We start from the raw sequence: 19,663 nt of genomic DNA on the forward strand, positions 1-19,663 counted from the left end.
GTCGAAGAAGGAGAGCGATTTTCCGCGGCGAAGCGCATGGCTATGTCTACGGTCGCACCCGCAATCCGATTTCTTGGGCTACGGGCGATAAATAACCAAGCTAGATCAATAGGGTATCTTTTTTTTTAAACAATCGAGCGGGAGTGACGTCTTCGCGACGTTTCGCGACTCATCCGCTGTTAGCCGCTCGGCAGAGCGTTACCGAGACACGCTAGAACGAAATCAGCGCGCGCCGATACCGTGGACCTCGGCAAGCTGATTACATCGTACCCGAGGGCGGGAAACGCCCTCATCAAGCGATCATATTCTGCTTTTGCAGCGTCCAATCCGTGCCGGCGATCCGCGTCCGTCACGTAAATTTCGGGCCAGGGCGGAGCCATGAAAGCGCGGTGATGGTAGCGATTGGTCATGCAAAGTGATCGCGAGATCGGCTCTCCCGTCAGAGCCTCCAAGGCGGATTCCGCGTCCACGAGACCGCGATCGAAGAACACCCATCCTTCATGAGCTGCTGCAGAGGCGCGGTCAGCTAAAGCCGTATCTATGGCGCGGCGAAGAAACGCCGCCAGATCGACCCAAGGGAGAGCCGTGCCCCCGGCTGCCAATTCTTCATTCACAATGCGCCGCCCTGGTTCGTCCACCACGGCATATCCACGACTGCTAAGCTCAGCCAGCAGGGTCGACTTTCCGCCGCCAGAACAGCCAGAGATCATCACGAAACGATCACCCAAGGAAGCGCGTTCCTTTATCTTTTTAATTCAAACGGGTTGAGTGCTCGGACCCCAAACGCCTCAAAATCCCGCACATTCCGCGTGACTACCGTCAGCCCGTGCACCATCGCGGTCGCCGCGATCATTGCATCTTCTACCAAATCGTCCGAGCGGCGGTGCATCAGGCGCGCCCAGCAGCGGAAGGCGGCGGCGTCCATGGGCAGCACATTGTAGGACTGCGCTACAAGCTCCAGCCAGTTTTCGATTTCGCGCGCCTTCGCCTCGTCGCGCTCGCGGGTGATCTCTAAGCCCGCCTGAATTTCGCCGATGGTCACGACGCTGAGGCGCAGGTCGGCGTCGTCGACGCTTTCGAGCCACGCCAGCACCGCGCCATGAGGCTTCGGGCGACGAAGCTCCGAGACGACATTGGTGTCGAGCAGATACATGCGCTCAGTCGATCTCGACCGGCGAGCGGCGGCGCCGGGCCCCGCGCTTGGGTATAAGCAATTCGCCCCGTGGCGCTGGCGCGAGAAGGAGTTCCTTGAGGCTCGGCCGCGCCGCCTGTTGCAGGCGCCGCCACTCCCCGATCGGGGCGAGCACGGCGGTTTCCGCGCCCCGCTTCGTGACGATCTGCGGGCCTTCCTTCAGGCAGGTCTCAAGCAATTCACTGAACCGCGCCTTGGCGTCCTGCACTGGCCAGCTACTCATCGGCTGCTTTCTCTCGAACTAGTCAGATAACTAGTTAGCACATGCTCGTCCGATGTCGAGAGCCGTCGCCGCTCCAGCGTTCAACCCCAAGTCGACTTTCCCGCCTCGCTTCTGTAAGGAAGCCTGGCAGAGATCGCCGACAAGAATCTGTAATACTGGGTCGCTAACCCGCCTGTGCGGAACTCTTTCCGCTGCGAGAGCCTGTCGGCCGAACGCCCCCACGAACCGAGGGAGAGTGGATTTTGCGCATTGCGATGATTGGCAGTGGTTACGTGGGTCTCGTGTCCGGGGCGTGTTTTTCGGATTTCGGCCATACGGTCGTTTGCGTCGATCTCGACGAGGCGAAAATCAAAGCGCTCGAAGCGGGCGTGATGCCGATCTACGAGCCGGGGCTCGAGCAGCTCGTCGAACGCAACGTCCGCGACGGGCGTCTGAGCTTCTCGACTGATCTCAAAGCCTCTGTGGCGGGCGTTGACGCGGTCTTCATCGCGGTCGGCACGCCCTCGCGTCGCGGCGACGGCCATGCGGACCTTTCTTACGTTTTCGCGGCTGCGGCCGAAGTCGCGCGCGCTGCGACCGGGCCGCTCGTGGTCGTGGATAAATCGACCGTGCCGGTCGGAACCGGCGACGAGGTGGAGCGCATCGTGCGCGAGGCGCGCCCGGACCTGCAGATCGACGTGGTCTCCAACCCGGAATTCCTGCGCGAAGGCGCCGCGATCGAGGACTTCAAGCGGCCCGACCGCGTCGTGCTCGGCGTCGAGAGCGAGCGCGCCCAAGAGGTCATGGCGGCGATCTATCGCCCGCTGTCGCTGAACGGCCTGCCGATGGTCTTTGTCGCGCGCCGCACGGCGGAGTTGATCAAATACGCCGCCAACGCCTTTCTGGCGGTCAAGATCACTTTCATCAACGAGATCGCCGATCTGTGCGAGGCGACGGGCGCCAATGTGCAGGATGTCGCGCGCGGCATCGGCCTCGATAAGCGCATCGGCTCGAAGTTCCTGCACGCCGGGCCGGGCTATGGCGGCTCCTGCTTCCCAAAGGATACGCTGGCGCTGGTCAAGACCGGCCACGACTTCGAGGCGCCCGTTCGCATCGTCGAAACCGTGGTCAGCATCAACGATCAGCGCAAGCGCGCCATGGGCCGCAAGATCATCGCGGCCTGCGGCGGCTCGGTGCGCGGCAAGACGATCGCGCTGCTGGGCCTGACCTTCAAGCCCAATACCGACGACATGCGCGACGCGCCGTCGCTCGCGATCGTGCAGGCGCTGCTCGACGCCGGGGCCTCGGTGCGCGGCTATGATCCCGAAGGCATGTCGCAGGCGAAGGCGCTCATGCCGACGATCGACTATGCCGGCAACGCCTATGATTGCGTGAAGGGCGCCCATGCGGTCGCGCTGGTGACGGAATGGGACGAATTCCGCGCCCTCGATCTGGGCCGGGTGAAGGAGCTGCTCGCCGAGCCGATCCTCGTCGATCTGCGCAACGTCTATCCGGTGGCCGAGGCCGAGCGTTACGGCCTGCGCTATGTCAGCATCGGCCGGCCGGTTTGAGTTGAGGGCAAGCGGACGGGCGCCGCTGGGGCGTTAGATTCCCGCGGCCCCCTCCCCAACCCTCCCCCGCTTCGCGGGAGAGGGGGCAGATTGAGGCCTTCATCGACAAGGCCGATCATGAGCGTCCCCTCTCCCGCGAAGCGGGGGAGGGACAGGGAGGGGGCCCCATTTTTTGGGTAAACTGGTCGTCCGCCGGCTTATCTGTGTTATGCCCGCGGGTGTTCCGGAGAAAACTGAAAAAATGTCCTTCTCGCTCGCCATCATCGGCCGGCCCAATGTCGGCAAGTCGACGCTCTTCAACCGGCTAACCGGCAAGAAGCTGGCGCTGGTCGACGACCGCCCCGGCGTCACCCGCGACCGCCGCGAGGGCGAGGCCAAGCTCGCCGATCTGCGCTTCACAATCATCGACACGGCCGGGTTGGAGGAAGGCGCCGCGGCGACGCTGGAAGGGCGCATGCGCGCCCAGACCGAAAGCGCGATCCTCTCCGCCGACGCCATTCTCTTCGTCATCGACGCGCGCGTCGGCGTCACGCCGGACGACAAATATTTCGCCGATCTCGTGCGCCGCGCCGCCAAGCCGGTGATCCTCATCGCCAATAAGGCGGAGGGCAAGGCGGGCGAGGCGGGGGCTTTCGAGGCCTATTCGCTGGGCCTGGGCGATCCCGTACCGCTTTCCGCCGAGCATGGCGAGGGCATGAGCGAGCTCTACGCGGCGCTGCGCGAGGCGCTGCCCGAAGAGACCGCCGAGCCCGCCGAGGAGGAGGAAGATCAGGACGAGAATCTCTACGACGACGAGGAGGACGGCAGCGATCTCGACGTCACCAAGCCGCTGCGCATCACCGTCGTCGGGCGGCCCAATGCCGGCAAATCGACGCTGATCAATCGTATTCTCGGCGAGGAGCGGCTGCTGACCGGCCCCGAGGCGGGCATTACGCGCGACTCGATCGGCGTCAACTTTCTGTGGCGCGACCGCAAGATCAAGCTCTTCGACACGGCGGGCCTGCGCAAGCGCGCCAAGGTGATCGACAAGCTGGAAAAGCTCTCCGCCGCCGATGCGCTGCGCGCCGTGCGTTTCTCGGAAGTGGTGGTCCTGCTCATCGACTCCACAATCCCCTTTGAAAAGCAGGATTTGACCATCGCCGATCTCACCGCGCGCGAGGGCCGCGCTTTCGTGATCGGCCTCGGCAAATGGGATTTGATCGAGGACAAAAACGCGACGCTGATAAAGCTGCGCGAGGACGCCGAGCGGCTGCTGCCGCAGGTGCGCGGCTGCCCGGTCGTGCCGGTTTCCGGCGCGACGGGACAGGGGCTCGACAGGCTCATGGAGGGGATCGTCGCGACCCACGAGGTCTGGAACAAGCGCATCGCTACGTCGCGCTTGAATCGTTGGCTGCTGCAAACGGTGGAAGAGACGCCGCCGCCCGCCGTCTCGGGCCGGCGCATCAAAATCCGCTATATGACCCAGGCGAAATCGCGCCCGCCGCACTTCGTGCTGTTCGGCAATCAGCTCGAGGAATTGCCGTCGAGCTACGAGCGGTTCTTGATCAACGGGCTACGCAAGGCTTTCGATCTGCCGGGCGTGCCGATCCGCATTTCGAGGCGGGCGGGGGATAATCCCTTCGCAGGCAAGAAGCGGAAAGGCTGAGCGCCAGTCCTTCAGCCGCAGAGCTGGCCCCTAAACGAAAACGGGGTCGCCATGGCGACCCCGGAAGCGCTTCCAGCTCGCGCCCGAAGCACTCGATCTAACTCAGGCGGACAGCGCCCGGACGATCGACGGCGCCTGGGTGATAAGCGCGACAATGAGAGCAATGACGCCCAGAGCGATGAAAAGGGGCTTCATTTTGGAAGGCTGGTTGGGAAGCGACATCGTTTTTTCCTTTGGGCCGCATTTTTGGACCGTGCGTTTTTCAGCACGCAGCACGGCTAGGCTAAAGGGTGCTGGAAGTAAATCTGAGACCGAGCCAAAATAAGCGGCATGCTGCGCGATCCCCGGGGTATTTTTCAAAAATCCCTCAGCTTCGCAGAGTTCTCCGCACTGCTTCGGCGAAGGCGCGGCTAATTGCCGCGTCCTTCGCGAAGGCGATCCTGAGCGCTCTCGGCAGCTCCAGTTGCACGCCGGCGCCGAGGCGCCCCTTGTTGCAAATATTCGCCGGATCGCGACCCGCGAGCGGATGCCCTTCTCCGACAGCTTTGGCCTGGAATCCGCTGACTGTCAGCGCGGCGCAGATGGCGTCGCGCAATTCCTCGTGCAGACCGCCGACCCAGACCGTCGCCGGGTCCGCGCCGTTCTTGCGCCCATGCACGCCGACCACAATCTCCGAACGCGCCGCCAGCAGCAGGGCTTGCGGCTCGTCGAAGCGCGTCGAGGCGATGTGCAGCCCGTCGCCTTTGGCGCGCAGCGTCAGGCTCTCGAAACAGTAGAGCGAATGCGTCCTCCCGGCGATGGCCGTTGCAAGCTCCGATGTGCCGGGCTCGATGAAGCCGCCATGCGGCGCGAGGATGGCGATGGGGGAACGCCGCGCCGTGAGCCGGATGCGGTAGTGCATGTCCTTGATCTCGCGCGCGGCGAGCGCCGTGAAGCTGTGATATTGGTCGGCCATCAAAAGAAATTAGCGTCGCGAGAAGAGGTTTGTCATGACTGTAAGGCCCTCGCCCGAAAAGCTTCTCGCCCTCGGCATGTCTTTCTGGAACGCCAAAGCGCTGCTTTCGGCTGTCGAGCTCGGCGTCTTCGACGCGCTGGCCGAAGGCCCCGCCGATCTCGAATCGCTCCGCACGCGGCTCGGCCTCCATGAGCGCTCGGCGCGGGATTTCTTCGACGCGCTGGTCGCTTTGAAGCTGCTGGAGCGTCAGGATGGCGACTATCGCAATGCGCCCGACGCCGATTTCTTCCTCGTGCGCGCCAGGCCCAGCTATGTCGGCGGGCTTTTGGAGATGGCCAACGCCCGGCTTTACGAAAGCTGGGGCCATCTCACCGAGGCGCTGAGGACCGGCCGACGCCAGAGCGAGAACAAGGAAGAGAGCGACTTCTTCGCGGCGCTCTATGCCGATCCCGCAAGGCTGCGCGGCTTCCTCGCGGCGATGAGCGGGGTGAGCGCCGGCGCCGCCAACGCCATCGCCGGGAAGTTTCCGTGGAGAAACTATAAGAGCTTCGTCGATGTCGGCGTGGCGCAGGGCATGGTTCCTGTCACCATCGCGCGCGCCCATCCGCATTTGAGCGGCGGCGGCTTCGACCTGCCGCCCGTCGGGCCGATCTTCGAGGAATTCGTCGCCGCGAACGGACTGTCGGAGCGGTTGCAGTTCCACGCGGGCGATTTTTTCAAAGACGCGCTGCCGCAAACGGATGTGATCATCATGGGGCACATCCTTCACGACTGGGATCTCGAGCAGAAACGCCTCCTCGTGAAGAAGGCTTATGACGCCTTACCCGCTGGCGGGGCGCTCATCGTCTACGAGGCGCTCATCGACGACGATCGCCGCCAAAACGCTTTCGGCCTGCTGATGAGCCTCAATATGCTCATCGAAACCCTTGGCGGCTTCGATTACACCGGCGCCGACTGTCAGGGCTGGATGAAGGAGGCGGGCTTCAGCGAGACCCGCGTCGAGCATCTGGTGGGCCCAGACTCAATGGTCGTGGGGATCAAACAGGCGGAGTGAAAAAGGGCTGGCGAAAAGGGCGGGAAAGACACCGCGCGTCGCCAGATTTCAGTTGGACGACGGCTCAGTTTTGAATTATTCTAAGATTGCGTCGCGGGGCCCTATGGGCTCCGTTACGAAATTTCTCCTTGGAGGCAATAATGGCAACGCTCAAGGGCAGCAAGACCGAAGAGAACCTGAAGGCCGCCTTCGCCGGCGAATCGCAGGCGAACCGCCGCTATCTCTATTTCGCTCAAAAGGCCGACGTCGAAGGCTACAATGACGTCGCCACCGTTTTCCGCTCCACCGCGGAAGGCGAGACCGGCCACGCCCACGGCCATCTGGAATTCCTCGAGGTCGTCGGCGATCCGGCCACGGGCCTGCCGATCGGCAAGACCGCCGATAACCTCAAGGCCGCCGTCGCCGGCGAGACCCACGAATACACCGACATGTATCCGGGCATGGCCCGCTCGGCCCGCGAAGAGGGCTTCGAGGAAATCGCCGATTGGTTCGAGACGCTCGCCAAGGCCGAGCGCTCCCACGCCGGCCGCTTCCAGAAGGCGCTCGACGAGCTGAAATAAGCTTTTCGAAGAATTCCCTCGTCGCGCATGGGGCGTCGAGAGACGCCTAAGTGCGGCGAGGGTGAGGGGCCGGGCTAGCCCCAGTTCCTCTCGCTGGCCCCTGACGACCAGCCTCTCCCCGTTTTTATGGGGAGAGGCCAAAACGCGGCTTCAAGCAGGACGATCATGAGAGAAGGCAGTCTCGAGGCGCCAACCAGACTTCCTCTGGATTGGGAAAATCCCGATTTCTACGACGAGGCGAAGCTCGACGCGGAAATGCGCCGCATCTTCGACATTTGCCATGGTTGCCGCCGCTGCTTCAATCTCTGCGACAGCTTTCCGAGGCTCTTCGATCTTGTCGACGAATCTGCGAACGGCGAGCTCGATACGGTCGACAGCAAAGACTTCAAGAAGGTCGTGGACGCCTGCACGCTCTGCGACATGTGCTTCCTCACCAAGTGCCCCTATGTCCCGCCGCATGAGTTCAATCTCGATTTCCCGCATCTGCTGCTGCGGTACCGCGCGGTCGAGGCGAAGAAGAATGGCGTCGGCGCGGCCGATCGCGCGCTGACGGAGACCGACCGCAACGGCAAATGGGCGACGCTGATTTCGGGGGCCGTGAATTGGGCGACGCGCCGCGGCAGCCCCGTGCGCGGGTTAGAGGAAAAATTCGCGGGCATCGATCCGAACGCCGAGCTGCCGAAATACGCCAGCCAGACGCTGGAAGCGCGCGCCAAGGCCAATCCGCCAGCCCGCGACGAGGCGGCGCCCGCCAAGGCCCGCAAGGTCGCGCTCTACGCAACCTGCTATGGCGATTACAACGACACCTCGATCGGCGTGGCGGCGCTGGCGGTGCTTGCTAAAAATGGCGTCGAGACCAAGGTTGTCTATCCGGGCTGCTGCGGCATGCCGAAGCTGGAGCAGGGGCTGCTCGACGAGGTCGCCGATGGCGCGCGCAAGGTCGCGGCGGCGCTGGCGCCCTATATCGACGAAGGCTACGACATTGTCGCGCCGGTGCCGTCCTGCGCGCTGATGCTGAAATTCGAATGGCCGCTTATTCTGCCCAATGACGCGAGCGTGAAGCGCCTCGCGGACGCCACCTTCGACCTCTCAGAATATATCGTCGACATCGCCAAGAAAGAGGGGCTCGCCGAAGGCATGGCTCCTGTCGAGGGCGGGGTCGCCTTCCATATGTCCTGCCATTCACGTGCGCAGAACTTCGGCCAAAAGGGCGCGGAGCTGCTGCGGCTCATTCCTCAGGCCGACGTTGCGGTGGTCGAGCGCTGCTCGGGCCATGGCGGCGCCTGGGGCTATAAGAAGGGCAATTTCGAAACCGCGATGAAGGTCGGCAAGCCGGCCATGCGCCAGCTCGATACCGCCGGCAAGAAGCATGTGGTGTCGGAATGTCCGCTGGCGGGCATCCACATCGAGCAGGGGATCGAGACGCTTGCCGGCGACAACCCAAAGCCCGAGCGGGTGAGCCACCCGATCGTGCTGATGGCGCGCGCTTACGGCGTCGCGAGCGAGTAGGGCGGTTGGGCGTGGGGCGACTCATCCCTCCCCTTTACGGGGAGGGTGGCCCGGCCAAAGGGCGTCTTTTAAGACGCCCGTCGTTCAGACGGGCTATGGCCGGGTCGGGTGGGGTAAGCCCCACCACTACCGTTGCGGCGTGAACCCCACCCGGCCGCCTTCGGCGACCGACCTCCCCGTAAAGGGGAGGTATTGGGGCCAACGACGGCAGATTAGCTATTCACACTCAGGCTGGGGGGTCGAGAGAGTCTCATGTCAATCAAAACCGAAATCACCCGAGCCGACATTCTCCCCTGGGCGGAATACGCCAAGACGCGCGCGGAGCATCGCAAGCGCATCACGGCGATCAAGCGCAACCGCCGCGTCGAGGTCGGGCCCTTCGTGACCTTCTATTTCGAGAGCTTCGACACGATGTGGCTGCAAGTGCAGGAGATGCTGCACATCGAGCGCGGCGGCGACGCGCAGATTCCCGAAGAGCTCGCCGCCTATAATCCGCTCATCCCCAAGGGGCGCGAGCTTGTCGCGACCTTTATGATCGAGATCGACGATCCGCTGCGCCGCGCCCGCGTGCTGGCGGGGCTGGGCGGCGTCGAGGACGCCGCCTTCATCGAGATCGGCGCCGAGCGCGTCATCGGCAAGGCGGAGACCGACCAGGACCGCACCACCGCCGACGGCAAGGCGAGCAGCGTGCAATTCGTGCATTTTCTCTTCACCGACGCGCAGGTCGAGGCCTTCCGGCAGCCGAATGCACGGGCGATCCTGGGGCTGTCGCATCCGAACTATAGCCATATGGCGGTGATGTCGGAGGCGACGCGCGACGCGCTCGCGCAGGATTTCGCTTAGCGCGCTTTGCGCTCGCATGGAATCATGCGTGCGATGAGAAAGCGCACAGAGTCAAAAGTCTCACATCCGGCGCATGTCTTTCGGCTGGCATCGCCAGCTTGTGCAGACGTGGATGGTCTTTCCAGTATCGAGGGCGCACACGCGCCTCGACAAGCAGATCGCCACTGCGGATGAGCCGCAGTCGGGCGCATGGGCGTGTCTAAAGCAAGCGCGCTTGCTCGGCAGATGCCATGCGGCGGCGTCCGGGATGTGTAGGGGGACGAAGGCGAGCGATAATGCGGCGAGCGCGGATATAGTCTTGATCATGGGGGGCTCCTGATCAGATTTGCTCGCGCCCCGGCGCTTCGTCAAGGAGCGGAGCCGCAGGGCGAGTTGCGCAGGACGATCGGGCAACCACCTCCTTGCGCCGAGGAGCCGACGAAGGCGGCGTCCCGCAGGGGAAGTTGCGAAGGGAGCGGCTTGCCGTTAATCCCATCGCCAAACCAGTTCCTCTAGAAACGAGCCACTCTTGACCACCGCCACCACCCGCGACCCCGTCTCGCGGCGACGCACTTTCGCGATCATCTCGCACCCGGACGCCGGTAAAACCACGCTTACCGAAAAGCTCCTGCTCTTCGGCGGCGCCATTCAGCTTGCCGGCGCGGTGAAGGCCAAGCGCAACGCTCAGCAGACGCGCTCGGATTGGATGAGCATCGAGCGCGAGCGCGGCATTTCGGTCGTCACCTCGGTGATGACCTTCGAATATGCCGATTGCGTCTTCAACCTGCTCGACACGCCCGGCCACGAGGACTTCTCCGAAGACACCTATCGCACGCTCTCGGCCGTCGACGCGGCGGTGATGGTGATCGACGCAGCCAAGGGCATCGAGGCGCGCACGCGCAAGCTGTTCGAAGTCTGCCGCCTGCGCGACATTCCGATCGTCACCTTCGTCAACAAGCTCGACCGCGAGGGCCGCGATCCTTTCGAGCTGCTCGACGAGATCGAGAAGACGCTCGCCCTCGACACCACGCCGATCACCTGGCCCATCGGCGGCGGCAAGAATTTCGCCGGCACCTATCGCTTCGCGACCAAGACGGTGCGCCAGATCGACAAGGACGCGGACCTGCTGCAAACGAGCGGCCTCGACGATCCGCTGTTCGATACGCTCCTGCCCAACGCCGCCGACGCCTGGCGCGAGGAGGCGATGCTGGCCGAGGAGGGCTCAAAGCCTTTCGACCTCGCGGCCTTTCGCGAGGGGCATCTCACGCCCGTCTTCTTCGGCAGCGCGTTGCGCAATTTCGGCGTGCGCGATCTGATCGACGCCATGGCCGAATATGCGCCGAGCCCGCGCGCGCAGGAAGCCGACAAGCGCGTGGTGCAGGCGAATGAGCCGAAGATGAGCGGCTTCGTCTTCAAGATCCAGGCGAATATGGACCCCAACCACCGCGACCGCATCGCCTTCATGCGCGTGTGCTCCGGCAAGCTCACGCGCGGCATGAAGGCGAAGCTCATTCGCACCGGCAAGAATATCCCGATCAACGCGCCGCAATTCTTCTTCGCGCGCGACCGCTCGATTGCCGACGAGGCTTATGCGGGCGACGTCGTCGGCCTGCCGAACCATGGTCAATTGCGCATCGGCGATACGCTGACCGAAGGCGAGGACATCGTCTTTCGCGGCGTGCCGAGTTTCGCGCCGGAAATCCTGCGCCGCATTCTCATCTCCGACGCGATGAAAGCCAAGAAGCTGCGCGAAGCCTTGCAGCAATTAGCGGAGGAGGGTGTCGTGCAGGTCTTCACCCCGCATGACGGTTCCGGCTCCATCGTCGGCGTCGTCGGCGCGCTGCAGCTCGACGTGCTGGCGACGCGGCTCGGCGCCGAATATGGATTGACGACGCGCTACGAAACGTCGCGCTTCACCATCTGCCGCTGGATCACTTCCGACGAGCCCGCGAAGCTCAAAAGCTTCGTCGACTCTAACGGCTCCAGCATTGCCGACGATCTTGATGGCGCGCCGGTGTTCATGAGCACCTCGGCCTTCCAGCTCAATTATGACGCGGAGCGCAATCCGGCGATCAAGTTCTCGGATGTGAAGGACTATCAAAAGAGCGCAGCGTAACACTCTTTTCGTTTGAACAGCTCGCGTTGGGACTTGTCATACGAGATCCGCTTGATTGGGTCGGCGTCTCTGGAAATCACCGCCGTCATTGCGAGGAGGCGAAGCCGACGAAGCAATCCAGTGCCGCATCGCTGCCCTGGATTGCTTCGCTTCGCTCGCAATGACGGGCTCTGGGCAAAACCAGCGCTATTTTGCTCGTGTCATTCCCAATCGTTCGCTCGAGCGAGCGTGGGGATCGACAGCGAACCAATCGAGCGGATCGCGTATTATCGCTCGCCCGCAAGCTTCGTGGCGAAAAGGGCGAGCGTCCGCGCATAGACGCGCGACTGGTTCCATTCGAGAAAAACGGGGAAGTTGGGTTCGCCTTCCGCCCAGCCGGCGCCCGCCTGCCAGCCTTTGCCGCGCAGGAAATTCGCGGTCGAGGCAAGCGCGTCGGGCGTCGAGCGGATGAGATCGCGCCGCCCGTCGCCGTCGAAATCGACCGCGTATGTGAGATAGGAAGACGGCATGAACTGCGTCTGCCCGATCTCGCCGGCCCAATCGCCGCGCATGCGGGCGGGCGACATGTCGCCGGATTGGACGATTGTGAGCGCGTCATTCAATTCCTGCGTGAATTGCGGCGAGCGTCGGCAGTCATAAGCGAGCGTCGCCAGCGCCTGCAGTGTTTTGAAATTGCCGTTATCAGCGCCAAAGCCCGTCTCCAGGCCCCAGATCGAGATCAGCACAGGACCAGGCACGCCGTAGCGGGCTTCGATCCGGCGCAAGAGATCAGCATGGCGCTGAAGCAGATCGCGACCCCGCGCCAGCCGGGAGGGCGTGATCAGCCGGGCGGCGAATTTGTCGAAGCTGAGCTTGAAGACCTTCTGCGCGCCGCGGTCGCGCGAGATGATGGCGCGATCATAGGCGACGTCGGCGAGCGCCGCATCGAGCGTCTTTTGTGAAATCCCCTTGGCGGCGGCTTCCTGCCTGAAGTCATCGAGCCAGGCGCCGAAGCCCGTCGCCGAGCCGCCGCAAGAGGCGGCGCGCGTTGGAAGCGGCGAGATCAGCATAAGGAGGCAAACAAGACGAAATAACTTGAGCATTCTTCGTGTTCCCACGGTTTTCAGCAAGTCTAGGCTAATGTCCCGTTCGACTCTCGGGCAAGCCGCAATGCTCCAATCCGCTCGATTTGCACCCGCGCGTTTAAAGCAGTGCTTTCGCTTGCACAAAGCCCTCAATGGCTGCGTTTCAGCTTATCAATGCTGGTTTCACGTGGATATTTCGAAATAAATCCTTTCGAATAATGCATTTATTAGGACTTTGCCGCCACTTTCGAGCCCTGCGCTGTGGTGGGAAATTCAGGAATAACTTCAATGGCTAAACGGCTGAATCGGCGATTCCTTGACAATCGCTTGGGAGTCGTCGCGGTAGAATTCGCCTTTATCGGGCCGGCCCTATTCTTGGTCTTGTTCGGGATCATATGCTTCGGCCTCGTATTCGGCGTCTATAATTCGGTGCAACAACTCGCCGCGGAATCGGCGCGCGCTTCGGTCAGCGGGCTGAGCGCCACGGAACGCGACCAATTGGCCAAAAGCTATGTGACGAAGAACGTCGGCGTCTACGGGATGCTCGACCCGCAAAAGCTCTCTGTTGCGACCAATTCGCAGGGCGGGACATTCCGGGTGACGCTCACCTACGACATGTCGGCCTCCCTCGCATTCAAGCTTTACAATGTTCTCGCCTCGGCGTCGCCGACCATCACACGCTCCGCGGCCGTCCAGAATGGCGGATATTGAGATGGAAAGACGACGCATGGGGAACGCGCCCAGCCGCAGGCGCTTTTGTTCCGACGCCAAGGGCTCGGTCGCGATCCTTTCGGCTCTCGCCATGTTGGTCGTCGTCGGCGTCGCCGCATTGGCGGTCGATCTCGGCAGCTTCTTCTATCAAAAAAGGCGGCTCCAGGCGGCTACGGATCTCGCCGCGGTCGCGGCGGCGGGCAATCTCGCCAAGGCGCAGGACGCCGCCGTTGCAACGCTGGCGCTGAATGGATTTGCGGCAAACGCTTTGCAGACGGTGGAAACCGGAGCCTATGTCGCCGATCCCTCCGTGCCCGCCGACAAGCGCTTTACCGTGCAGCCGCTCGCGACGTCGAATGGCGTGCGGCTCAGGACGCAGATCACCACGCCGCGCATTTTCAGCGCCATCTTTGCGATGATGGCGCCGGCCGCGGCCGCCGCTGTCTCCGACTCATGCGCCAGCTCATCGCCTTGCGGGGCGGCCGGCGGAAGCGCGTCCCAGCAGGGCGTGACGATTTCCGCTCAGGCAACTGCGGCGCAAAACGCGCTGGCCTCCTTCGCCATCGGATCGCGGCTCGCCAGTCTCAACGGCGGCGTCCTGAACTCTGTGCTCGGGGCGCTGCTCGGGGCCAATCTGAGCCTCTCCCTTATGGATTATCAGGCGCTCGCGAGCGCCAATATCGACCTCTTCACTTTTTCCAATGCGCTTGCGACGCGCGCGAGCCTGACCGCCGTAACCTATGATCAGCTCGCCGCGGGCAGCTTCAAGACGGGCGACCTTCTGGGCGCGGCGCTCGACGCCGCCAAAGCCAATGCCACGATCGGATCGACTGCGATCGGCGCGCTGTCGCAGATCGCCGCCGCCGCGCCGAATGTGACGGCGCCGATCAATCAGTTGCTTTCCTATGGCCCCTATGGGTCGATGACAGTCGGCTCCGCCGCGCCAATGTCTGTCAGCGTCTCTGCGCTCGACCTCGTTTCCGCCATCGCGCAAATCGCGAATGGCAAGCATCAGATAGAGGCGGCCCTCAATCTCGGTCTCCCCGGCGTCGCTTCGGCGTCCCTGCAGCTCGCGATCGGCGAGCGGCCGGTCGGAACGAGCTGGGTCGCGGTCGGCGCGGCCGGGGCGTCTGTCCACACCGCGCAAACGCGGCTCTTGCTGACGCTTGAACTCACGGTTCCGGGCCTCTCGACGACGGTCCATGCGCCTCTCTATGTCGAGCTCGCTTCGGGAACAGCGCAGTTGTCGAGCGTCCAATGCGCGTCGGGCGACCCGACCAGCTCTTCGGTCACGCTCGGCGTTACGCCGGCTGTCGTCGACGCCTGGATCGGCAATGTGTCGGGCACAGAGTTCACCAACTTTACCAGCGCGCCCAATCCCGGCCCCGCGACACTGCTCAATCTGGCCAATGTCGCCACTGTAAGCGGCCTTGCCCACGCGACGATCACAAATCTGCAGCCGACGCCGGTCTCCTTCTCCTATTCCGAAATTTTGCTGGCGACGAAGAAGACGACCTCGACCACGGATTTCGTTTCGTCGCTCCTCTACAATCTGTTCGGCGGCTTACAGTTGAAGGTGACGGCCTTGGGTCTCAGCCTGCTGGTTCCCGCCGGCCTGGATCAGACCGTGGCGACGACGCTGGCGGCCGCCACGACGCCCATCGATCAGACGCTGTCGCAATTGCTCCAGACCCTCGGCGTCGGGCTCGGCCAGGCGGATAGTTGGGTCGGCGGCGTGAAATGCGGCGCGGGCGTGTTGGTGAATTAAAAAGGCCAATTCTCACCACTGATACGAGATCCGCTTAATTGCTTCGGCGCCATCCCCGACGCTCGCGTCGTTTGGACACACAGGAAAATCACCGCCGTCATTGCGAGGAGGCGGAGCCGACGAAGCAATCCAGGGCCGCATCGCTGTCCTGGATTGCTTCGCTTCGCTCGCAATGACGGGAGCTGGGTAAAACCTGCGTTTCTGTGGCTCTAAATTCCCGTTGGGCTTTCAGCCCGCCGAGAATGACACGCCCCAATGCGCGCTATTCACCAAAATGGTATAACTCCAGCCCGCGTCAGGTAATCACGCTCGGCGTCCTGCGTTGCGTGAAGCGTTCGATCTCGGCGATCTCGTGCGAGAGCGCGATGAGGTCGGACAGCGCTTGCTGCGTCTCGACGAACTGTTTCGCCGGATCGGCCTCATAGCGCTCGATATAGACGCGCAGAGTCGCGCCCGCCGTGCCTGTGCCCGAGAGGCGATACACGATGCGCGCGCCATCCGCGAACATCACGCGCAATCCCTGGTTCTTCGAATCCGAGCCATCGACGGGATCGTGATAGGCGAAGTCATCGGCGTCTGACACTTCGAGCGCGCCGAAGGTTTTTCCTTTGAGCGAAGGCAGGCGGTCGCGCAGCGTCTTGATGAGCGCATTGGCGCCGTCGCTGTCGACTTCCTCATAGTCGTGGCGCGAATAATAATTGCGGCCATAGGTCGCCCAATGTTCGCGCACGATCGTATCGACGCTCTGCTTGCGCGCCGCGAGCACGTCGAGCCACAGCAGCACCGCCCAAAGCCCGTCCTTCTCGCGCACATGGTTCGAGCCCGTGCCGGCGCTCTCCTCGCCGCAAATGGTGACCAGGCTGGCGTCGAGGAGATTGCCGAAGAATTTCCAGCCCGTCGGCGTTTCATACATGTGGACGCCGAGTTTCGCCGCGACGCGGTCCGCGGCGCCGCTCGTCGGCATGGAGCGCGCAATGCCGGCAATGCCGTTCTTGTAACCCGGCGCAAGATGCGCGTTGGCGGCGAGGATGGCGAGGCTGTCGGAAGGCGTGACGAAACGCCCGCGGCCGATGATGAGATTGCGATCGCCATCGCCGTCCGAGGCTGCGCAGAGGTCCGGCGCTTTGTCCGACATGGCGAGATCGTAGAGATGCTTGGCGTAGACGAGATTGGGGTCGGGATGATGGCCGCCGAAGTCGGGCAGGGGTTCGCCGTTGAGCACGCTGCCCGGCGCGGCGCCGAGCATGCCTTCGAGAATGGCGTGCGCGTAAGGGCCGGTGACCGCCGACATGGCGTCGAATTTGATGGAGAAGCCCGAACGGAAAGAATCGCGGATGCGGTCGAAATCGAAGAGCGTCTGCATCAGCGCCGCGTAATTTTCGACGCTGTCGACAATTTCGACGCGCATGGCGCCGAGCTGCGTCGCGCCGATCGTGTCGATGTCGACGTCCGGCGTCTCTTCGATCTTGAAGGAGGTTATTTCCTTGGTGCGGGCGTAGATGGCCTCGGTCACTTTTTCCGGCGCGGGACCGCCATTGGCGACGTTATATTTGATGCCGAAGTCGCCCTCCGGGCCGCCGGGATTATGGCTCGCCGAAAGCACGATGCCGCCGAACGCCTCGAGCGAGCGGATGAGCGCCGAGACGGCGGGCGTCGATAAAATGCCGCCCTGGCCGACCACCGCGCGGCCAAAGCCATTGGCGGCGGCGATCTTGAGAATTTTCTGGATCGCTTCACGATTATAGTAACGACCGTCGCCGCCCACGACGAGCGTCTGCCCCTCGAAGCCCTCCAGGCTGTCGAAGATCGACTGCACGAAGTTTTCGACATAATGGCGCTGTTGAAAGACCGGAACCTTCTTGCGCAGCCCCGAGGTGCCGGGACGCTGATCCTGATAAGGGGTAGTCGCGATTTCTTTCGCCATTTCTGCCTCTGCGTGCGGCCGGGATCTTCCCAAAAAAAAACGCCGACGGGGCGGAATCTATAGTCGGAACGGCGTTAAAAAAACGGCGGCGCACTTGCGCGCCGCCGCCGTTTGCCGACAAACTTCCGAAGCGGCCTCGTCCTTCAAGACGCGAGCGTCGCTCGCGCCTCAGGATGAGGCCTAAGTGATGGAGAAGCCCGTCACGCTGAGGAGCCGGCGTAGCAGGCGTCTCGAAGCGCGATGGGCGTCATCGCCACTTTGTCAGAGGTGAACTTACCAGCCCCAATAATTGTAGGCAGGATAGGCGTAGCCATATCCGTAGGAGGGATAATAATAGCCGCCGCCGTAATAGGGATAGTAGCCGCCGTAATAGCCGCTGCTCGAGGCGGCGAGGCCCGCGCCGAGGAGGCCGAGGCCCACGCCCGCCGCAACCGCCGCGCCGGGGTTGTAGCCGCGGCGATAATAGCCCCCGTAATAGGGCCGGCGATAGCCATAGCCATAGCCGCGGCGGTACCAGACCTGATCGACCGGGGCCGAGAGACCCACAGTCGACGGCGGGGCGACGCCCATCGGACCGGCGAGAGCTTCGGTGGGGATCGCCGTCATCGCCGTGGCGCCGATCAGGGCGCCGGAAAGCGCTAAATTCAGGCTCTTACGCATATGCACCTCCCAATTTGCGGGCGACGCGGCGAAGACGCGACGCAGCCGGCCCGCGAAGCTCGAGCGTCAATACACTCGAATCTAAACCTGAATCGCGGCCCGTCGAGGGGCGCGCGCGTTTCTTTTCGCAAGTGGTGAAAATACGGATTACTCGCTGGCCGAAAGTCCCGTCATCGCCTGGCGGGTGAAGTTAACCAGACGGTCGCGGAAAAAGTCCCGCGTCCGCGCCGCAGTTGCCGGATATTGTTCGAGAATCTGGTGGAACATGCCGCGCCCGATCTTGAGCGCCGTCGTCGGCTCCATCGCGCGCGCGGTCACGGGCCGCCGCGAGGGCGCCACCAAAGCGGTTTCGCCAATCAGCGCCCAGGGACGCAGGATGTGGCTCGGCGGGCGCGCGTCGTCGTAAGGTAGAAGACCGACCGAGCCCATGGCGAGAATATAGCCGCCGTCGGATTCCTCGCCGCGCCGGAAAAGCGTGTCTCCCGAACGAAAGAGTCGCGTCTCCGAGGAGAGCGCGAGTTTGCGCAGCGCGCTTCCTTCGAAAATCGCGAAGAGCGGAATGCGCGTCAGATTGTCGATGTCGTCGTCCCGAGCCATTTGATTTTCAGCAAGCGCGACTTATGCCGCTTTTTTATGGCGGGAGGTTCGCCGCTCTCCATTTTTCGATCCGGTAGCCGCCGTCCTCGGTCAGCAGTTTCTGCGGGCGCCGCGGGTCGGTTTCTACTTTCTTCCGCAGCCGATGAATATGGGTTTCGAGGGTTCGCGTCGAGACGCTCGGACCATAGCCCCAGACATCGGCCAGGAGTTCGGCCTTTGTGACGATCGCGCCTCTTGCCCGGATGAGGCGATCGAGAATGGCCGCCTCCTTTTCGGTAAGCCTCGCGCCGAGCTGAGGCGTTTTCGGAGGGGCTGGCTCCAGGGCGGCGAGAAGATCGGCGAAGCGGAAAGGGCGCGCCAGGACCGTGTCGGCGTCGGGGGCGTCGGCGCCGATGATGACGATCGCGCTGGCAAAGCCCGCTTCGCGCAGCCCTCGCGCCAGCGACGGCGCGTCGCAAAAGGCGCCGTCGAGCACGGCTGCATCCGCCCTGTCACTCCCCGTGCCCTCATCAAGCGCGCTTAACGCATATCCGCCTAGCGCCGAGAATTGCTGCGCGAGGCTTGCATAGAGCCCTGGACTGGCGGCGATGAGCAGACGTCGGACCATGAAAAGCGCGCGATCTTTGCTATAGAGCGGGAAACGGAAAGGCGATCTTGGTCCATGCCTCGATTTCGCGCAACGAAGCTCTCGATCCTCCGCGTCGCCCGGCGCATCGGCGGCAAGCCGCATGAAGGCCGGCTGATCGCCGGCTCCCTGATGATCCTTTGCGCCATCGGCCGCGCGGGCGTCACGCATCACAAGCGCGAGGGCGACGGCGCGACTCCGGCCGGGCGCTGGCGGATTTTGCGTTTCTATTCGAGGAAGCCTGCGCCCTTGCGCGCGCCCTGGCGGCTGACTCGGCGCGACGATATCTGGTGCGATGATCCGGGAAGCTTTCTCTACAACCGCCCGCTCAAGACGCCGTCGCGGCTAAGCCATGAGGAGATGTGGCGTAACGATCGGCTCTATGATCTCGTTGGGGTGATGGATTACAATATTCGCCCACGCGTGCTGGGCAGAGGCAGCGCGATTTTCTTTCACATTGCGACGGAGGATTTGGGCCCGACGGCCGGCTGCGTGGCGCTGCGGGCGCGGGATGTGGCGCGGCTCGCGCCGAGGCTGGGGCGGAAGGCGGCAATCGTGGTCGGCTGACGGTAGCGCCCCCTCCCCAACCCTCCCCCGCTTCGCGGGAGAGGGAGTAGATTGGCGCCTCCGTATAGAATGCTGATCGTGAGCGTCCCCTCTCCCGCTTTAGCGCTATCGAATGCACACA

The 19,663-nt window shown here is 63.3% G+C and carries 20 protein-coding genes; 10 read left to right on the forward strand and 10 right to left on the reverse strand.

The window, feature by feature from the left end:
• Window positions 1–179: 179 nt before the first annotated feature.
• Genes JJT62_RS15755 through JJT62_RS15765 form a run of 3 tightly spaced genes read right to left on the reverse strand, consistent with a single transcriptional unit; the run spans window position 180 to window position 1,415 of the window.
• The gene (locus tag JJT62_RS15755; protein ID WP_202073757.1) at window positions 180–710 is read right to left on the reverse strand and encodes an AAA family ATPase; all 531 of its coding nucleotides are present in this window, start codon (window positions 708–710) and stop codon (window positions 180–182) included.
• 32 nt (window positions 711–742) lie between these two features.
• The gene (locus tag JJT62_RS15760; protein ID WP_202073719.1) at window positions 743–1,153 is read right to left on the reverse strand and encodes a type II toxin-antitoxin system VapC family toxin; all 411 of its coding nucleotides are present in this window, start codon (window positions 1,151–1,153) and stop codon (window positions 743–745) included.
• 4 nt (window positions 1,154–1,157) lie between these two features.
• On the reverse strand, window positions 1,158–1,415 hold the full coding sequence (locus JJT62_RS15765) for a type II toxin-antitoxin system Phd/YefM family antitoxin (RefSeq protein ID WP_202073720.1): 258 nt from the start codon (window positions 1,413–1,415) through the stop codon (window positions 1,158–1,160).
• Window positions 1,416–1,657: 242 nt separating this feature from the next.
• Here JJT62_RS15765 and JJT62_RS15770 point away from each other — a divergent pair, with 242 nt between their 5' ends.
• Window positions 1,658–2,965, forward strand: a complete 1,308-nt coding sequence (locus JJT62_RS15770; protein WP_202073721.1) for a UDP-glucose/GDP-mannose dehydrogenase family protein — start codon at window positions 1,658–1,660, stop codon at window positions 2,963–2,965.
• Window positions 2,966–3,206: 241 nt separating this feature from the next.
• Window positions 3,207–4,610, forward strand: coding sequence for a ribosome biogenesis GTPase Der (gene der, locus JJT62_RS15775; RefSeq protein WP_202073722.1), 1,404 nt, complete (start codon window positions 3,207–3,209; stop codon window positions 4,608–4,610).
• Between the two features lie 102 nt (window positions 4,611–4,712).
• Here the strand turns inward: der and JJT62_RS15780 are convergent, their stop codons facing one another.
• Together JJT62_RS15780 and JJT62_RS15785 are read right to left on the reverse strand one after the other, a co-directional pair.
• Window positions 4,713–4,970: a hypothetical protein gene (locus JJT62_RS15780; RefSeq protein WP_202073723.1), complete on the reverse strand. Its 258-nt coding sequence runs from the start codon at window positions 4,968–4,970 to the stop codon at window positions 4,713–4,715.
• Between the two features lie 7 nt (window positions 4,971–4,977).
• Window positions 4,978–5,565 carry a poly-gamma-glutamate hydrolase family protein gene (locus JJT62_RS15785; protein ID WP_202073724.1) on the reverse strand — a complete coding sequence of 196 codons (588 nt, stop codon included), beginning with the start codon at window positions 5,563–5,565 and terminating at the stop codon, window positions 4,978–4,980.
• 34 nt (window positions 5,566–5,599) lie between these two features.
• On the opposite strand from JJT62_RS15785, the gene JJT62_RS15790 reads away from it, so the two are divergent.
• The 5 genes from JJT62_RS15790 to JJT62_RS15810 all read left to right on the forward strand — a co-directional run bounded on the left by JJT62_RS15790 (window position 5,600) and on the right by JJT62_RS15810 (window position 11,626).
• On the forward strand, window positions 5,600–6,619 hold the full coding sequence (locus JJT62_RS15790) for a methyltransferase (protein WP_202073725.1): 1,020 nt from the start codon (window positions 5,600–5,602) through the stop codon (window positions 6,617–6,619).
• 140 nt (window positions 6,620–6,759) lie between these two features.
• Window positions 6,760–7,179, forward strand: coding sequence for a rubrerythrin family protein (locus tag JJT62_RS15795; RefSeq protein WP_165051722.1), 420 nt, complete (start codon window positions 6,760–6,762; stop codon window positions 7,177–7,179).
• 165 nt (window positions 7,180–7,344) lie between these two features.
• Window positions 7,345–8,688, forward strand: a complete 1,344-nt coding sequence (locus tag JJT62_RS15800; protein WP_202073726.1) for a heterodisulfide reductase-related iron-sulfur binding cluster — start codon at window positions 7,345–7,347, stop codon at window positions 8,686–8,688.
• Window positions 8,689–8,940: 252 nt separating this feature from the next.
• Window positions 8,941–9,531: a DUF3501 family protein gene (locus tag JJT62_RS15805; protein WP_202073727.1), complete on the forward strand. Its 591-nt coding sequence runs from the start codon at window positions 8,941–8,943 to the stop codon at window positions 9,529–9,531.
• A gap of 508 nt (window positions 9,532–10,039) precedes the next feature.
• Window positions 10,040–11,626 (forward strand): peptide chain release factor 3, encoded by a 1,587-nt coding sequence (locus JJT62_RS15810; protein ID WP_202073728.1) that lies wholly within the window; start codon window positions 10,040–10,042, stop codon window positions 11,624–11,626.
• A gap of 266 nt (window positions 11,627–11,892) precedes the next feature.
• Here JJT62_RS15810 and JJT62_RS15815 read toward each other — a convergent pair whose 3' ends face one another.
• Complete coding sequence (locus tag JJT62_RS15815; RefSeq protein WP_202073729.1) at window positions 11,893–12,708, reverse strand: lytic transglycosylase domain-containing protein; 816 nt, start codon at window positions 12,706–12,708, stop codon at window positions 11,893–11,895.
• Between the two features lie 270 nt (window positions 12,709–12,978).
• Between JJT62_RS15815 and JJT62_RS15820 the strand changes: the two genes are divergently transcribed.
• Window positions 12,979–13,401, forward strand: coding sequence for a TadE/TadG family type IV pilus assembly protein (locus tag JJT62_RS15820; RefSeq protein WP_202073730.1), 423 nt, complete (start codon window positions 12,979–12,981; stop codon window positions 13,399–13,401).
• A gap of 16 nt (window positions 13,402–13,417) precedes the next feature.
• Window positions 13,418–15,169, forward strand: a complete 1,752-nt coding sequence (locus JJT62_RS15825; protein WP_202073731.1) for a pilus assembly protein TadG-related protein — start codon at window positions 13,418–13,420, stop codon at window positions 15,167–15,169.
• Window positions 15,170–15,464: 295 nt separating this feature from the next.
• Here the strand turns inward: JJT62_RS15825 and JJT62_RS15830 are convergent, their stop codons facing one another.
• From JJT62_RS15830 to JJT62_RS15845, 4 genes are all read right to left on the reverse strand, one after another.
• Window positions 15,465–17,093 carry an alpha-D-glucose phosphate-specific phosphoglucomutase gene (locus JJT62_RS15830; RefSeq protein WP_202073732.1) on the reverse strand — a complete coding sequence of 543 codons (1,629 nt, stop codon included), beginning with the start codon at window positions 17,091–17,093 and terminating at the stop codon, window positions 15,465–15,467.
• 273 nt (window positions 17,094–17,366) lie between these two features.
• Window positions 17,367–17,753 (reverse strand): hypothetical protein, encoded by a 387-nt coding sequence (locus JJT62_RS15835; protein WP_202073733.1) that lies wholly within the window; start codon window positions 17,751–17,753, stop codon window positions 17,367–17,369.
• Window positions 17,754–17,900: 147 nt separating this feature from the next.
• Window positions 17,901–18,350: a cyclic nucleotide-binding domain-containing protein gene (locus JJT62_RS15840; protein WP_202073734.1), complete on the reverse strand. Its 450-nt coding sequence runs from the start codon at window positions 18,348–18,350 to the stop codon at window positions 17,901–17,903.
• Between the two features lie 34 nt (window positions 18,351–18,384).
• Window positions 18,385–18,957: a winged helix-turn-helix domain-containing protein gene (locus JJT62_RS15845; protein WP_202073735.1), complete on the reverse strand. Its 573-nt coding sequence runs from the start codon at window positions 18,955–18,957 to the stop codon at window positions 18,385–18,387.
• Between the two features lie 54 nt (window positions 18,958–19,011).
• On the opposite strand from JJT62_RS15845, the gene JJT62_RS15850 reads away from it, so the two are divergent.
• On the forward strand, window positions 19,012–19,542 hold the full coding sequence (locus JJT62_RS15850; protein WP_202073736.1) for a L,D-transpeptidase: 531 nt from the start codon (window positions 19,012–19,014) through the stop codon (window positions 19,540–19,542).
• Window positions 19,543–19,663: the final 121 nt, after the last annotated feature.

Source organism: Methylocystis sp. Sn-Cys, assembly GCF_016745395.1.
Lineage (GTDB): Bacteria > Pseudomonadota > Alphaproteobacteria > Rhizobiales > Beijerinckiaceae > Methylocystis > Methylocystis iwaonis.

Bases quoted from the DNA above. Each gene is read 5' to 3' on its own strand.
- JJT62_RS15755 (WP_202073757.1), bottom strand. From the start codon at position 710: ATGATCTCTGGCTGTTCTGGCGGCGGAAAGTCGACCCTGCTGGCTGAG.
- JJT62_RS15760 (WP_202073719.1), bottom strand. From the start codon at position 1,153: ATGTATCTGCTCGACACCAATGTCGTCTCGGAGCTTCGTCGCCCGAAG.
- JJT62_RS15765 (WP_202073720.1), bottom strand. From the start codon at position 1,415: ATGAGTAGCTGGCCAGTGCAGGACGCCAAGGCGCGGTTCAGTGAATTG.
- der (WP_202073722.1), top strand. From the start codon at position 3,207: ATGTCCTTCTCGCTCGCCATCATCGGCCGGCCCAATGTCGGCAAGTCG.
- JJT62_RS15785 (WP_202073724.1), bottom strand. From the start codon at position 5,565: ATGGCCGACCAATATCACAGCTTCACGGCGCTCGCCGCGCGCGAGATC.
- JJT62_RS15790 (WP_202073725.1), top strand. From the start codon at position 5,600: ATGACTGTAAGGCCCTCGCCCGAAAAGCTTCTCGCCCTCGGCATGTCT.
- JJT62_RS15795 (WP_165051722.1), top strand. From the start codon at position 6,760: ATGGCAACGCTCAAGGGCAGCAAGACCGAAGAGAACCTGAAGGCCGCC.
- JJT62_RS15800 (WP_202073726.1), top strand. From the start codon at position 7,345: ATGAGAGAAGGCAGTCTCGAGGCGCCAACCAGACTTCCTCTGGATTGG.
- JJT62_RS15805 (WP_202073727.1), top strand. From the start codon at position 8,941: ATGTCAATCAAAACCGAAATCACCCGAGCCGACATTCTCCCCTGGGCG.
- JJT62_RS15815 (WP_202073729.1), bottom strand. From the start codon at position 12,708: ATGCTCAAGTTATTTCGTCTTGTTTGCCTCCTTATGCTGATCTCGCCG.
- JJT62_RS15820 (WP_202073730.1), top strand. From the start codon at position 12,979: ATGGCTAAACGGCTGAATCGGCGATTCCTTGACAATCGCTTGGGAGTC.
- JJT62_RS15825 (WP_202073731.1), top strand. From the start codon at position 13,418: ATGGGGAACGCGCCCAGCCGCAGGCGCTTTTGTTCCGACGCCAAGGGC.
- JJT62_RS15830 (WP_202073732.1), bottom strand. From the start codon at position 17,093: ATGGCGAAAGAAATCGCGACTACCCCTTATCAGGATCAGCGTCCCGGC.
- JJT62_RS15835 (WP_202073733.1), bottom strand. From the start codon at position 17,753: ATGCGTAAGAGCCTGAATTTAGCGCTTTCCGGCGCCCTGATCGGCGCC.
- JJT62_RS15840 (WP_202073734.1), bottom strand. From the start codon at position 18,350: ATGGCTCGGGACGACGACATCGACAATCTGACGCGCATTCCGCTCTTC.
- JJT62_RS15845 (WP_202073735.1), bottom strand. From the start codon at position 18,957: ATGGTCCGACGTCTGCTCATCGCCGCCAGTCCAGGGCTCTATGCAAGC.
- JJT62_RS15850 (WP_202073736.1), top strand. From the start codon at position 19,012: ATGCCTCGATTTCGCGCAACGAAGCTCTCGATCCTCCGCGTCGCCCGG.